Source organism: Crossiella sp. S99.2 (assembly GCF_023094165.1).
Taxonomy (GTDB): domain Bacteria; phylum Actinomycetota; class Actinomycetes; order Mycobacteriales; family Pseudonocardiaceae; genus Crossiella.
Map to the genome: position 1 here is coordinate 83,190 of NZ_JALMDK010000024.1, position 14,970 is coordinate 98,159.

7 protein-coding genes are annotated in these 14,970 nt (G+C 72.0%); 2 read left to right on the forward strand and 5 right to left on the reverse strand.

What is annotated here, in order from left to right; genetic code table 11:
* Window positions 1–33: 33 nt before the first annotated feature.
* Window positions 34–2,205, reverse strand: a complete 2,172-nt coding sequence (locus MZC64_RS45795) for a hypothetical protein (protein ID WP_247765947.1) — start codon at window positions 2,203–2,205, stop codon at window positions 34–36.
* Window positions 2,206–2,285: 80 nt separating this feature from the next.
* Here MZC64_RS45795 and MZC64_RS49025 point away from each other — a divergent pair, with 80 nt between their 5' ends.
* Window positions 2,286–3,683 carry a hypothetical protein gene (locus MZC64_RS49025; protein ID WP_247765948.1) on the forward strand — a complete coding sequence of 466 codons (1,398 nt, stop codon included), beginning with the start codon at window positions 2,286–2,288 and terminating at the stop codon, window positions 3,681–3,683.
* Window positions 3,680–5,593, forward strand: coding sequence for a glycosyltransferase (locus MZC64_RS45805; RefSeq protein WP_247765949.1), 1,914 nt, complete (start codon window positions 3,680–3,682; stop codon window positions 5,591–5,593). The genes MZC64_RS49025 and MZC64_RS45805 overlap by 4 nt, the downstream gene beginning before the upstream one ends.
* Here the strand turns inward: MZC64_RS45805 and MZC64_RS49030 are convergent.
* From MZC64_RS49030 to MZC64_RS45825, 4 genes are all read right to left on the reverse strand, one after another.
* The gene (locus MZC64_RS49030) at window positions 5,590–9,003 is read right to left on the reverse strand and encodes a glycosyltransferase (RefSeq protein ID WP_308301140.1); all 3,414 of its coding nucleotides are present in this window, start codon (window positions 9,001–9,003) and stop codon (window positions 5,590–5,592) included. The genes MZC64_RS45805 and MZC64_RS49030 overlap by 4 nt on opposite strands.
* Window positions 9,004–9,006: 3 nt before the next feature.
* A complete protein-coding gene (locus MZC64_RS45815; protein ID WP_247765950.1) occupies window positions 9,007–10,728 on the reverse strand; it encodes a DUF2079 domain-containing protein in 1,722 nt (573 codons plus the stop codon).
* A complete protein-coding gene (locus tag MZC64_RS45820) occupies window positions 10,725–11,981 on the reverse strand; it encodes a hypothetical protein (RefSeq protein WP_247765951.1) in 1,257 nt (418 codons plus the stop codon). Before MZC64_RS45820 ends, MZC64_RS45815 begins: the two co-directional genes overlap by 4 nt.
* 108 nt (window positions 11,982–12,089) lie before the next feature.
* Complete coding sequence (locus tag MZC64_RS45825; protein WP_247765952.1) at window positions 12,090–14,450, reverse strand: glycosyltransferase family 4 protein; 2,361 nt, start codon at window positions 14,448–14,450, stop codon at window positions 12,090–12,092.
* Window positions 14,451–14,970: the final 520 nt, after the last annotated feature.

The window sequence follows — 14,970 nt, forward strand, 5'->3', positions numbered from 1 at the left end:
CTTCATCTACGTCCGGGGTGCCGCCACCCGAGGTCAGCCCACCCGGACGTAGTCCAGCTCGACCTTCCCGGCCGCCACACTCGGATCGATCCGCAACTGCTTGATCCGTCCCCGCCACTTCGGATGCGCGCCCAGATCCAGCCGGTGCACCTCGAAGGTGCGCTCGGTCGCCGCGACCCGCAGGGTGACCTGCTTGTCCTCCGACCAGGTCCGGTCGTCCTCGGTGATGAAGTAGATCTGTGCGGCCGTGCCCCGGGTGCCGTTGCGCAGCCGCAGTTCCACGAATCGCTGACTCGCCGCGTCCAGGCCGAGGTTGTCCGGGGAGAACAGGAACGGGTCGTTCCCGGCGGACTCCATGGTCAGCACCCCGTCCCGCACCGACCCGGTCAGCTGGTGCCACAACCGCCAGCCCTCGGTGTCCTGGTCGAACCGCCACCAGCGCGAGGGCTCAGCGAGGTAACCGAGCGCGGGCGCCCAGCTGGTCCGGTCGGCCGTGCTCGACCCGTCCGGGTTGACCTCGAACCGCAGCACGTCACCCGGCGCCACCACCAGCCGGTCCGCGTTCAGCTCCACCCCGTGCAGGTCCGCCGGCCCGACCTGCCGCTGCACCAGCTCCCGGCCGTTGACGGTGAGCCGCACCCGCACGCCGTCCCCACCGGCCTCGGCCTTCAGCGCCCGGCTGCGCAGGCTGATCGTGCCCGCCTTCGGCGCGGTCCAGGTGCGTGCGGTCCAGCAGCCCGCGCAGTCCGGCGGGGTCTGGGTGAACCGTTCCACCGCGGCCCCGCCCGTCCCGCGATATTGCCCGCTGACCTGGTCAAAGGGCAGTTCGCGCCAGGTCGACCCGTCCGCGCTCTGCTGGTAGGACCAGCCGTCCCGTGAGGTCGCGGCGAAGGCGGACGGGGCGTGGAAGGAATCGCCGATCGAGTGCAGTTCGACGTTGTCCCTGATGTCGAACCCGTCGAAGTTCCCGCCATCGGCGCTGCGGGTGAACCCGGTCGGCTCGTGGAAGAGGTTGCCGCGGATGGTCCCGGTCGGCCTGATCATGTGGTGGATCCGGGCGATCCCACCCAGGTGCGCCGGCTGGTTCGCCTTGGCGTTGTCCAGGAACAGGTTGCCGGAGATCTCGTGCCCGCGGCTGTGATCGGCCGGGCCGTGGATGGCCAGATACTCCACCCCTGGACCGGCGTTCGAGGCGATCAGGTTGTTCTGCAGCCGCACCGAATCGGTGACGATCTCGTGGTCGAAGCCGGTCTGGTCCGGCGAACCGGTGTCCGGCACCTCGGCCACGATCGAGTTCAGGAACCGGATGTCCAGGACCCGGCCCAGGAACACCGCCGCCGTCCCGGACGGGATCGGGCAGCCCGCCTCACGCCGCAACACCGAGTTCAGCACCACGACCTGCCGCAGGTTCACCAGCCGCAGGCTGTCGTGGCAGCCCTGGCCCGCACCGGCGTCGTCGTGCAGGTTCAGCCCGTCCAGCACCACGTTGCGCACCAGGCTGTTGCCGTCGTGTCCGTCCGAACCGGACTGGCCGTTGCACCAGTCGAAGGAGACGCTGCCCAGGTTCCGGGTGCCCTCGATGTTGCGGATCAGCACGTCCTTCAGCGCGTACTCCGCCGCGGTGAACCTCAGCGCCGGACCGGTGATCGCGATCCCGGCCGAGCTGAAGATCCCGTCACTGTCCTTGCACGGCCACGGCTGGGTCAGCACACCCGAGATGTCGTGCACGAAGATGTCGCTGATGGTCAGGCCCTCGTTGCCCAGCTGGTCGAAGTAGGCCACGATGCCCGCGCCCGCGTGGCTGACCTCCAGGTTGCCGACCCGCCAGTGCGAGGGGTTCGCCAGCCGCACACCCCGGTCCGCAGGCCGGCCGTCCCGCCGGATGTGCGGCCGCGGCCCGCTGCCGTAGGCGTCGAGCACCACCGGATCCGTCGCGGTGCCCTTGCCCCGCAGGTTCAGCTGCTGGTTCCACCGCGCGCCCCTGGCCAGCAGGATCCGGTCGCCCGGCCCGTACTCGCGCGCGTTGACCGGGGTGAAATCACACCACGGGGTGGCGATCTGCTGACCCGGACCGGTGTTGCTGCACCCCGGCCGGTTGTCCACGTAATAGGTGCTCCCCGGCGCGGCCACCGCCACCCCGGCCAGCCCGCCACCGGCGACCAGCGCCACGGTCAATGCCACCAACAGCGACTTACGTCGTCTCATCGGACCTCCCCTGTCCCGGTCCGGGAGGGTAGTTGCCGGTTCGCCCGGCTGCCCGGCACAACTCGGATAAAGTGCGGGACGTGCAGGAGCCCACGTCGCCAACGATCGGTGCGCTTGCGGTGTGGAGCAGCTCCGACCTCCCGGGGCTCGGCGACCAACTGCTGCCCCGGCTCACCGAGTACCACCTGTCCACCCGGCTGCCCGACTGGCGGATCTCCTTCCACGCCCCCTTCGGCTGGACCCGCCCGCTGCGCACCGACGGCGGACTGGTGGCCGAACCGCTCGGCGAGTACCGGCCGCGCCGCGTCTCCGCGCTGGCCGCCGCCGATCTCACCGTGATCACCCCGGCCTTCCCGCTCGGCGCCGACCTGACCGGTCTCTACGGCGCTCCGGTGCCCGGCGCGGAGTTCTTCACCCACGCCCTCGGTGAGCACCCGGTGCTGGTCAGCGCGGTGCGCGTGGCCGAGAAGCCCAGCGCGCAACTGATCTCGGCCTTCGCCGGTCAGCCCTACCCGTCGGTGCGGGACATCCGGTCCAGGGACCGGCTCGCCGACGCCGGGCTGCAATGGGACGTCGCCGTGGTGCCGCACCCGGCACTGCTGGCCGACAGCCTGGTCAGTCCGGGCGCGCTGGCCACCCGGCAGGGCGATCTGCGCAAGCTGCGCATCCTGCCCGCCGAGGGCAGCTACCTGGTCCTGCAACTCACCCCCGACCTGGCAGGCGAGCTGGCCGCGCTGCCCGCGGTGCTGGAGAAGATCCAGGACTTCCTGGCCATCGAGCACATCGTGCTGCTGCCCACCGGCCCGGACGCGCCCGCCCTCGACGGTCACCGGCTGCCCGCCGACCTGGTCCTGGAGGACCGGATCGCGGTGCTGGCCGGGGCGAGCCTGGTGGTCGCCGCAGACGAGCACGCCGCCGCGGCCGCGGCCGGTCTGGACCGCCGCTGGGTGCTGCTGGACCCCACCGGCGAACAGCGCTGGCCGGTGCTGGAGTTCGGCGCCACCAAGCAGATCGCGGACCGGGCGAACAAGCTGATGGACGCGGTGCACGCCGCGCTCAAACCGGTCGCCTCCCGGCGGCAGGCGGTGATCGAGCACTTCGACGCCATCGCCGAAACCGCCCAGCGCGCCGCCGCCGGCCGGGCGCCGACCCGCGACCTCGCCGCGGAGAACCGCGCGCTGCGCGCGGCCAACGCCGCCCTGCGCGAACGGATGTTCATCGAACGCCAGCGCCTGGTCGAACAGCTCACCAACAGCTGGCAGGACAGCGAACCGGACGCGGACCTGGAGTCCTTGCGCGCCGAACTCGCCGAGGAACGCAGGCTGCACGCCGAACTCGCCGAGCGGCACCGCGCGCTGGCCGCCGAGATCGACCGGCTGGCCGCCGACAGCAAGGAACTCACCGCACTGCGCAACACCAAACTCATGCGCTGGGCCCAGCCGGCCAGGGACGCCTACGGAAAGCTCCGCAAGCCGTGACCGCCATCCCCAGGGTCACCTTCGTGCTGGTCAGCTACAACGGCAAGGACATGCTGACCAGCTGCCTGGACACCCTCGCCGAGCACACTCCCGGCCCGTACGAGGTCGTGGTGGTCGACAGCGCCTCCCCCGACGGCACCGGCGAATGGCTCGAAGCCAACCTGACCGGCGCGACCGTGTTGCGGATGCCGGAGAACCTGGGCTTCGGTGCGGGCTGCAACCTGGGCGTCCAGCACGCCCGCACCGAACTCATCTGCTTCCTCAACGCCGACGTCGAGGTCACCCCCGGCTGGTTCGAGCCGCTGCTCGCCCGCCTGGACGCCACCCCGGCAGCTGCCGCGGTCGGCTCGGTGCTGGTCTTCCCGGACGGCCGCCTGCAGGAAGCGGGCAGCGTCATCGGCGGCGACGGCTGGAGCCGCGGCTGGGGCGACGGCGACGTTGACCTCTCCCCGCTGTACCCGCGCTCGGCCGACTACTCCTCGGCCGCCTGCCTGCTCATGCGACGGCGCGCGTTCTGGGAGACCGGCGGTTTCTCCCCCGAGTTCCACATCGCCTACTTCGAGGACACCGACCTCCAGTTCCACCTGCGCTCACTGGGCTGGCAGATCTGGGTCGAACCCGCCTCCCAGGTCCGGCACATCCGGCACGGCAGCAGCACCACCCCGCGTGCGATCGAGCTGTCCACCATCAACCACGAGGTTTTCGTCCGCCGCTGGCCGGAAGCCCTGGCCACACGACCGCCCGCGGTCGGCGTGCACGAACACCCGCACCGCCTGTGGTGGCTACGCGACCAGCAAGCGCCCTACCGGGTCCTGCTCACCGCCGACCAGGTCCCCGACCCCAGCCAAGGCCAAGGCGCCCAACGAGCCTGGGCGGTCATCCAGTACTGGCGCCAGGCCAACCCCGAGGCCGCGATCACCGTCCTGGCCACCCACGGCGAGGCCACCGCCCTGCGCGTCACCGGCGTCGAAGTGTCCATTGTGGACAATCCAACCGCCTGGGGCCGCGACCGCGCCGGACTCTACGACGTCATCGTCGCCCTCTCCGCCCGCGGCTTCCCGCTGGCCGAGGAAGTCGCCAGGACCCAGCCGCAGGCCATCCGGCTGTTCGACACCCAGACCTTCCAGCACCGCGAAGCCGAACGCCGCTTCTCCGTGCTCCCCGACGCCTCCGCTCGCCGCCACTGCGCCACCGAGGCCGCTACCTGGCGCGAAGCCGAACAGAAAGCCCTGACCTGGGCCGAACTCAGCACCGTCGGCGGCACCGCCGAACTCGACTGGGCCACCCGCCACGCCCCCCAGGCCACCCTGCGCCTGGCCCCGTACCCGGTGCACCCCACCCCGGCCCCCGCGGGCCCGGACCGCCGCGAGGGCCTGCTCTTCTACGGCGCCTTCGCCGCCACCGCCACCTCCAATGAGGTGGCCGCGCGCACCCTGATCACCGAGGTCCTGCCCCTGCTGGATGCCCCCCGCCTGCGCATCATCGGCGCACACGCCCCGGCCGCCCTGCGTGCCCCCGGCGTGGACGTCATCGGCTGGGTCCCCGACCCCGCCCCCTACCTGTGCACCGCCCGAGTCCTGGTCAACCCGGCCGTCAGCGGCGCGGGCACCCAGACCAAACTCCTGGACGCCATGGCCCACGGCCTGCCCTTCGTCACCACGGCCCTGGGCGCCGAAGGCATTCCACTCGGCGACCTGCGCGGACACCTGATCGCCGAGTCCCCGGCCGAACTCGCCGAACTGACCCAGCGCCTGCTCGACGACGACGCCAAGTGGACCGCCATCCAGGCCACCCTGCTGGAACTGGCCGCCACCCACTTCACCGAAGCGCGGTTCGGCAACGCGATGGCCGAGGTCCTCATCCACTGCGGCATCGCCCCACCCACCAGGACCTACGCCTGCGCCCGCTAGTCCAGTGGTGGCACGGTCCGCTCCGGCATCCGCCGCCGCGCCCGCCGCAACGCATGCCACCGCAACGCCGCGGTCAGGAAATACCGCTCCGTCCCACCGGTCTCCGGCCGCTTCCCATTGCGCGCCGCCAGCTCCACCAGCACCGACAACTGCCGCTCCACCCCGGCCAGCTTCACCAGTTCACCGCGATCCGCCGCAGCCAGCCGATCCCCGTTGCGCGCCAGCAACACCGCCGCGAACTGCGCGATCCGCCGCAGCTCGTGCTCCACGACGTGCTCCAGCTCCTCCCGCCGCTGCGGCGTCAGCCCGCGCTCGATGCCCAGACTCAGCTCGGCCAGTCCCACCGGTCCCGGCAGACCCGAGGTCCACCACGGCAGCATCCACCCGCTGACGTTCTCTCCGTGCTGCCGGTAGGACTGCAACGGTCGGTCCACAAAGGACAGTGCGCCGACCGACAACGCCGTCGCCGCGATCCACTGGTCGTGATAGGCCGTCGGCGTGCCCGGTGGGAACGGCAACACCCGCTCCCGCACCAGGTCCGCCCGGACCAGCGAGGCCGCCCCGGTCACCGTGTTCAGCATCAGCAGCGCGTCCAGCTCGCGCCACTGGTTGCGCCGCTTGTCCCACGAAGTCTTGGCGATCAGCTTGCCGTCATCGTCGATCAGCCGCATATCGCAGTACACGAGCTGCACCTTGGGATCGGCCAGCCGCTCCAGCTGCACCGCGAGCTTGTCCGGATCCCACACATCGTCCTGATCCGACAACGCGATCGCGTCCGCGTCCAACGGCGCCAGCCGCAACGCGCGCTCGAAGTTCCGGTAGAAGCCCACGTTCCGTTCGTGCTCGACGACAACGAACCGCGGATCGCCCTCGGTCAGTTCGGCCAGCACACTCCGCGCCGCCGGATCCGTGCCGTCGTCGGAGATCACGCACACCCAGTTGTCATGGGTCTGCTTGCGAATCGAATCCAGCTGCTCGGCCAGGAACCGCCGCTCCGGGTGGTAGGTCGCCAGGCAGATCGCCACCCGCGGACCCGTACCCGGCCACTCCACCCGCACCGGCCGGATCCCCACCTCGGCCCTGGTCCGCAGGCCCGGCAGCGCCCGGTGCAACCGCGTGCCGTCGCTGAGGTCGACGATCAGCTCCAGCGGCAGGTCATGCCGGGTCGGCCCGGCGGGCAACGGAATCCGCGCCCGGAACCCACTGCCTTCCGGCACATGCCACCCGGCCGCGCCCAGCTCCCGGCGCACCACCGGCCGGTGGTAACCCAGGTTCGCCGGGCACATCCGCCCGTCAGCCTTGATCCACACCGCCCGCACCGGCAGGTCCGCGTGCACCGCCCAGCCGGCCAGATCCACCACCTGACCACGCCCGATGTGCACCGGCTCGCCCGGCACGTCCACCGCGAACCGCAGCCCGGCTTCCCGCGCCGCGCCCTCGCGCACTCGCAACCGCCTGGCCAGCAACGGGGTCAGCGCGGGCGCGTACCGGCTGGCCCGCCGCAACACGCTGTCCGGCTCGGCCCCGCCCCGGCCCAGCAGCAGATCCCGCATACCCCTGGCCGCCCGCGCCGCCGGCCACACGTACCGGTGCCCGGCCCGCACCAGCGAAGACCCCTCCAGCGCGTCCAGCCGTGCCCGGGTCCGGGCCAGCCGGTCCCGCAGCTGCTGACTGGCGCCGGCCTGCCCGGCCGCATCCGCCCGCGCCGCGTCCGCCTCCGCGCGCACCTGCTCGAAATCCTCGGTCGCCTCGGCCAGCCCGGCGAACGCGCTGCCCACCCGGTTGTCCAGTTCGACCAGCTCGTCCTGGGTGCGCGCCAGCTCCTGCCGCAGCGACTCCCGCTCGGCGTCCGCGGCCCGCAAGGCCTCTTCGGCCGCCTGGTGCTCCTTGGTCAGCTCCGCCCGCAGCTCCTCGGCCTGCGCCCTCGCCTGGGTCAGCTCGGCCTGCCGGTGCGCGATCTGCTGGCGCAGCGCCTCCACATCGGTCCACAGCGAGCGGGCCGTCTTTTCCGCCTGCTCCTTGGCCGCTAGCGCCCGGCCCACCTCGCCCAGCCCCGGCGGCAACTCCCACACCCGCGGCCGGCCCGGCAGCACCGCGTCCGCCTCCAGCGTCGCCAGCACCTGATCCCGCGGCGCCCCCGACACCAGCTCCTGCAACGACGCCTCGGCCGAGGTCAGCTCGACCCATCGCTGCCGCGCCGGACCACCCAGTCCGCACAGATCAGCCAGCCGGAACAACAACTTCTGCAGATTCGTCTCCGCGGGCCACGGATGCGGCGCCCCGGAATCCCGCAGCTCCCTGGCGAACTCGCGCAGCCCGCGCAACAACGCCAGCTCCGCGTCCACCCCCGACCCGGCCTCCCACTCCAGGTCGATCCGGCGCACCTCCCGGTCCGGACTCAGCACCAGGTTCCCCGGGTGCACGTCCAGGCAGTCCGGCGGCAGCACCGGCACCCCGACCCGGCCCGGCAGGAACGGATGCCGCAGGTCCTCGGCGGACAAGGGCCGCGCCTGGGCCAGACAGGTCCGGCACCACAGACCCAGCAGCCCGCCTGCCCGGTCCAGATCACCGGCGGCCAGCGCGGCCAGCAACTCGGTGTCCAGGCACCGCCCCGGCAACCACGGCTCGGCAGGCACCACCCGCTGCCGCAACCAGCCCTCGGTGTTGTCGGTGCCCTCGATCGTCTCCAGCACCAGGTCCGCGCTCAACCGGCGGGCCCGCTGCCACCGCGGCTGCCTGCTCGGGTTCACCAGCCAGGCCAGCCCCGGCGCGGCCACCCTGGCCACCGCCTCCGGCGTCCGCCCGGCCACCACCAGGAACGCGGGCGCCACCGCCGCCGCGAAACCCTCGGCCAGCGCCAACTGGTGCAACCGCCGGCCAGGCGCCGCCGCCAGCTGCTCGTCCGCGGCGCCCAGCAACGGATCCCGCACCAGCTTGTCGACCAGCTCCAGCCGGTCCTCCCGCTCGAACACCGCGCCGTCCACCAGCACCCGCGGCCGCACGTGGTCCGGATAGCACAGCAACCAGCGCTGCGCGGTCAGCCCGGCCCCGTCCAGCAACCCGGCCAGCACCCGGCGGCTCCAGGTCCGCGGCCCCGGACGGCCCGGATAGTCCGCCGCGCCCAGCCACATCCGCTCCCGCACCGGATCGGCCTTGCCCAGCAGCTGACCCAGCCCGAGCTGGTTGTGCACCGCCAGCACCAGCACGCCCTCGGCCGCCAACTGCCCGGCCACCTGGCCGAGCAGCCCGGCCGGAGCCGCGGTGTGCTCCAGCGAACCGTCCAGCAACGCCAGATCGAACGGCCCGCCCTCGGCCAGCCCCTCCGGGCCGACCTGCACCAGCCGCGCCTCCGCGGTCAGCCGCAGCGGGGCCAGCAGCCCGCGCCACAGCACTTCGTTGTCCCCGCTCACCACTCAGCCCGCCTTCGCGGTCACAGCCCCGACGTGGAACAGCGCGCCGCGCGATGACACCACGACCCGGGGATTGCTCGCCCCCGGCGCGGCCACCGCGATGAACCCGCTGTTCTGCTCATCCACCAGCAGCGCCTGCGCGATGTCCGGCCGCCGGATGCCCACTCCACCGCCACCGACGATCCGGTTCGAGGAGTCCAGTACCAGCACGCAGTCCACCGCCCGCTCGGCCACCAGGGCCCAGCCGCTGATCGCCGCGTCCCCGCGCACCGGCCCGCTGTCGATGTTGCCGACATTGGGCAGGTCAGGGGCGGGATTGGCCAGTTCCTCGATCTTGTCCGCAGCCACCTGGTCACCCAGCTCCCGGCCCGGCCCACAGCCCAGCGTGAAGTCGGAGTTGAACGGGTAGACCCCGATGCCCTTGGCCGCGGGCAAAACCGCGGCCGGAATCCGCAGCCGGGCCAGCTCGGTCAGCGCGTTCACCCGCATCGCCACCGCCGCGACCTTCTGGTCGTCGTAGAGGTGCCGCTGGATCCCGGCCTGCCCATTGCCGATCACGTAGGTCACCGCGGCCACCGCCAGCACCACCGCGCTCACCCTGGTCACCGACCAGCCGGGGAACCACAGCACCGCCAGGGTCAGCAACGCGGCCGCGGCCAGCGCCGCGATCTCCGCGTACCGCCCGGCCAGCGACACCCCGATGCCCAGCAACGCCCGGGACAGCCCGATCATCATCGCCGCCGCCAGGATGTAGGTGCCCAGCCCGGCCCAGCCCGCCACCGGCGCGTCCACCGCGCCCGTGGCCCGCCTGCGCAGCAGCAGGATCACCGCGGTCACGATCCCGGCCGCGGTGAACGCGCCCATCGCCACCGCGATCTCCGGCGTCTTGGCCGACCAGAGCTGACCGATCGTGCCCGCCGCCATCGCCAGGTAGTCATCGGCCCGCAGCGAGCCGGAGGACTTCCAGCTCCGGTTCACCGTCAGCGCCCAGCCGACCACCACGACCAGCCCGATCGCCAGCGGCCACAGCACCCGGCGGGCCTTGTCCCCGCGCAGGAAGAACACCAGCGCCAGCGCCGGGAACACCGCGAACGCCGTGCCGTGACAGGCGCATCCGGCCAGCGCCGCCAGCACCGACCACACCGGGCGGCCGCGCTGGGCCAGCAGCACCGCCAGCGTGGCGAAGAAGAACTGCGGCATCCAGGACACCCCGCTCATGCCCTGGCCGAACATCTCGGTGGCGTTGGTGGAGAACACCAGGAAGGCGAAGGCCACCGTCAGCGCGGACCGCTTCACCACCTCCAGCGACCGCGGCAGCATCCGGTTCAGCACCACCACGATGCCCACGGCGAACACCGCGGTCACGATCCCCAGCGCGTGGTTGCTGCCGCCGAGGAACTTCGCGTCCAGCCAGAACAGCAGCGCGGGCACGAACATCGGGTGCTCGTTGTGGTACTGCAGGATCGCCCGCGGGATCAGCGAACCGTCGTCGTTGGTGATCTGCGTCAGCAGGTACCAGTAGTCCACGAAGTGCAGCCGCGGCGCGCCCGCGATCTCCAGCACCGCGCCGAGCACCGGCAGCACGCCGAAGACCCCGATGAGCACCGCGGGCCAGCTGATCCGGCGCAGCCACTCCGGTGCGGCCATCTCGACCTGCGAGATCGGCGTGAAGCCACCGCGTTCCCGCGGCTCCGCACGCCGATCCGTGGCTACCTCGTCACTCACTGGCCGGGGAACTTGCCGGCCGCGGCCACCGCGAGCGCGTGGAACTGCGGCACCAGCTTCGCGTCCCGGTCCGGACCCTGCGGCGGCGACGGGACCTGGGCCACGTTCACCCGGATCACCTTGTTGCCCGAGGTCCACACGATCCGGTACAGCGCCCGCGCGTCGTCGATGAACTGCAGGATCTCGCCGCCCTTGGCCAGCCCGCCGACCTCGCCCTTGACCAGGCCGTCGGCCTTGCCGAAGTCGATCAGCTTGGTCTGCAGCTCCTTGGCCGCGGCCGCGTCCTTGGTCTCGATCACGAAGGTGGAGTACTGGAACGGCTCGTTGGTGCTGCCCTTGTAGCTGATGTCGCCGGCGGCCAGCGGCTCGATGGCGTCCATCTCCTTGGGTGCCAGCAGCTCGGCGGCGCGCAGGCCGCCCGCGTCGTAGACCCGGCTCTTCGGGTCCGGTGCGCCCGGCCCCGGCGGCAGCGCCTCGAACGGCTTCTGCGTGGTCGTCGTGGTCGGCGCCGCGCTGGAGGTGTTCGAGGAGGCGGTGTTGCTCGGGTCGCCGCCACCGGAGTCGCGGAAGCCGAAGAACCACACCCCCGCGCCGACCAGCGCCAGCACCACCACGATGCCGATGATCGGCAGCACCTTGGAGGACTTGCCCGAGGGCGCGCCGAACACCTCCGGCCCCTGCCGGATCCACGCCTCGTTGCCGGCAGGCGGCAGCGGCGGCAGGTCGCCGGCGCCACCCCACGGCGGGGCCGCGTTGGACTCATCGCCCCACGGGGTCTGCGGCTGCTGCTGCGGAGGCTGCTGCTGGTGCTGCGGGAACGGCTGCGGCGGCGGGGGGAACCCGCTCGGCGGCGAGGCCGGGAAACCCGGCTGCTGGTGCTGCTGCTGGGGCGGCGGCGGGAAGCCCGGCTGCCCACCCGCGTTCGGCACCACCTGGGTGCGGTCGGCGTCGCCAGCGGGGGGCTGCTGCGGCTGCCAGCCGCGCACCACCTGGGTCGCCTCCGCGCCGCCGTTGGCCACCACCTGGGTGGCCTCCGGGTTCCCCGGCGGTGGGGTGTTGTCCCGGATCGGCTGCATCACCTGGGTGCTGTCGATGCTCTGTTGCTGACCACCCGGTGGGGTGAAGGAGGGTGAGCCACCCGCCCCGGCCGCCGCCGACAGCAACTCATCGCGGCGAGCGCGGTACTCCTCGGCGGAGATCAGGCCGGCGGCCAGACCCTCGTCGAGCTTGCGGAGCTCGTCATGCCAGGTCACCCTGGCACCCCCTTCCACTGGGTAAAGAAGACGCGGCATATTGTGCCGATGCCATCGTCAGTGGTGTATGCCGCTGCCAAGTCGTGACCCTGCGCCCACCGGCGCGAATCAGGCGCCTCGTCGCTGAGCAGCGCCGTACGCCTGTTCGAGCTGCTCGCGCACCCAGTTCGCAGCGGCCGACACGGTGCGGGTACGCAGAATGTACTCGCGCCCCGCCCGGCCCACCGCAGCGGCGTGCTCAGGATCATCCGCCACCCGCCGCATGGCCCGCGCCGCGGCCGCCGGATCAGGCTCGGCCCAGCGCGCCGTCGGCGGGTACGGCTCCCAGCCTTCACCTACCTGGGTGAACTCGAACGGCACCGGGAAGCCGGTCACCGCGTCCAGGAACTCGGCCGTGCCCGAGTAGTCGGTGGAGATCACCGGTAGCCCGCGGATCATCGCCTCGGCCACGGTGAACCCGAAGCCCTCCGAGCGGTGCAGCGAGACGTAGCAGTCGCTCTCGTCGTAGAGCGCGGCCAGCTCGGCCACCGACAGATACCGCTCGATCAGCTCGATCCGCGGGTCGTCGCCGATCAGCGTGCGCAACCGCTCCGCCGCACCGGGGTGCAGCTCGCCGTTGATCGCCTTGACCACTAGGCGCACGTCCGGATCCGCCGGGAAGGCCAGCCGGAACGCCGCCACCAGCCCCCACGGGTTCTTCCGCGCCGCGATGCTGTTGAAGTCGAAGGCGAACAGGAACCGCAGCGGCGCACCCGGCAGCCTGCGGCCGCGGTTGGGTGGACCGGGGTCGCTGATCGGGATCGGGAACACCTTCACCGGCTTGTCCGTGTGCGCGCTGATCGCCGCCCGGCAGAACTCGCTGATCGTCCAGATCTCGTCGACCAGCTCGTACGCCTTGTGCATGCTCGGCGGGAACTCGTCCAGCTCCCAGGACCACACGCCGATCCGGTACCGCTGGTGGAACAGCTGCGGGTAGAGGTCCACCGCGAGCGTGGTGGTGTCGGCGTTGATGCACAGCACGCTCAGCGGGTACCGCGGCGCGCCCAGCGAGGTCGGCCGCTCGATCGCGGTCCGGTTGTTCACCAGGAAGTCCTCGACCACGGTCGCGGTCGGAATCCCCGCCGCGTGCACCGCCTTGTGCAGGGCCCGGCCCAGCTCGCCGACCCCCAGCTCCGCGGTCAGGTGCCCCAGCAGGTTCACCCCGAACTCGGCCACCGGCGCCGGCCGCTCCAGCGCGGGTTCCGGCACCGCCCACGCCGCCAGGTCGTGCTCGGCGGTGGCCACCCCCCGGCACCACTGCCGGTAGGCCTCGTTGTCACCCTCGGTCGGCCGGGGGAACACCACCCGCAGGTCGACCCGGCTGTCCCAGATCGCGGTCACCCAGCGGTTCAGCCCGGAGTGCGCCTGGGTCGGATTGCCCGGCCCAGCCAGCCAGTCCCGGAACGCGCCGCCCTTGTCCGGCCCGAACGCGTGCGGCGGGACCTCTGCCCCCTTGCCTGCCAACTGCTTGGCCGCCGCCTTGCCCCACTCCGCCCGGAACAACTCCCGGACCAGCGGCGTCAACGGCGTGCCGTCCGGCAGCTCGTCGAACTTGCACAGCTCAGGGGTGTCCGGCCGATAGCCCGCGGCCAGCAGCTCACCCCGGTAGGTCTCGCACAGCGCGTGCACCGCGGGCTGCTCCGACAACAGCACCCGCGGCCGCCCCGGCAGATCGGCCAGCAGCCACGGCCGCTCCGGCCGGTACCCGCTGAAGACGAACGTGCGCAGCACCTCGCCACTGGCCCGCACGGTCCCGCTGACATCCGCGGTCACCGGCCGCTGCCCGGCGTTCCAGTGCCCGACCCCGACCCCGGGATCACGCAGCACCACGTGCGGGAACAAGGCCACGACCTCATCGGTCCATCGCGGCCACCGGTCGTCCCCGCTCACCGCGTTGCGCCCGACCCGCTCGCACAGGTAGTCCAGCATCGCCCCGGCCCGCCCGGTCACGCTGAGGAACGCCGGGTCGAACACGCCACCGGCCAGCACCTCGGCCTCACTCGGCGAACGTCCGTCCTCGGGCAGCGGCGCCAGCAACCTGGGCAGCAGCACCGCGCCGTGTGCCCTGGTCAGATCGGCCAGCCGGACGAACGGCGCGAACACCTTGCTGTCCCTGCTCAGGCTGGTCACCAGATCGGTCCTGGTCAGCAACGCGCGCAGCAGGAACGGCACCAGCGCGGTACGCAGCTCGGCCGCCGGGAACGCGGTCGCCAGCCGCAGGTAGCTGTCCTCGTCGAGCCCGAACCCGTCCCAGCCGACCACCCGGACCCCGTTGGCCTGCCGCGCGCCCCGGTCCCCGTCGAGCACCGCGATGACGAACTCATGCCCCGGGTTCCACTCCAGATAGGAACCGGCGAGCACGCGCGCCGCGGGCATCCCGGCGGCGGTGGTGATGGTGCAGGCGATCGGCCGCGCCGCCTTCTCGCTCATCGAAGCTTTCCCCTCGCCGAACCTGCTCCGGATGCTATCGGCCACCGAGTGCCGGCACGTCCGGAACGCACCCGCGGGCTGGGGCGCTCCCACCGGTAACTCGGCAGCAGGGCAGAACCGGCCGGCACTGGCGGCTCGCACTGCCTATCTGCACCGCCTTGGCGGTCTCCGAAACCGTCCTCGTTCGGCATCACCTGACTTTGCCGCCGGATACTGCTGGTCAGCAGCCTCCCGTAATCCACCAAACCGCCCCTGACCAGCCGATTTGACTTCTCATTCGCCCCTGAGTAACTTTCTCTCTGCCAGCGCGGAACGGCCCCGGAAATAACCGGGAACGGGCCGCCGGAAGGGCCGCGAACCAAGCTCCCGCCAGTAGGTGGTAGAGTGGGCGCCCGAAGGAAAAACTAGCTTCCAGGACAATCAAGCCCCGGGACAAGCTGTCAGCGAGTAGCTGATAGGTTGTGCGGTGTGCGTGTGTTCTTTGAGAACTCAACAGTGTGCCGATGTAAGCCAGTAGAGC

Coding starts and splice junctions, on each gene's coding strand:
- MZC64_RS45795 (WP_247765947.1), bottom strand. CDS start 2,205: ATGAGACGACGTAAGTCGCTGTTGGTGGCATTGACCGTGGCGCTGGTC.
- MZC64_RS45825 (WP_247765952.1), bottom strand. CDS start 14,450: ATGAGCGAGAAGGCGGCGCGGCCGATCGCCTGCACCATCACCACCGCC.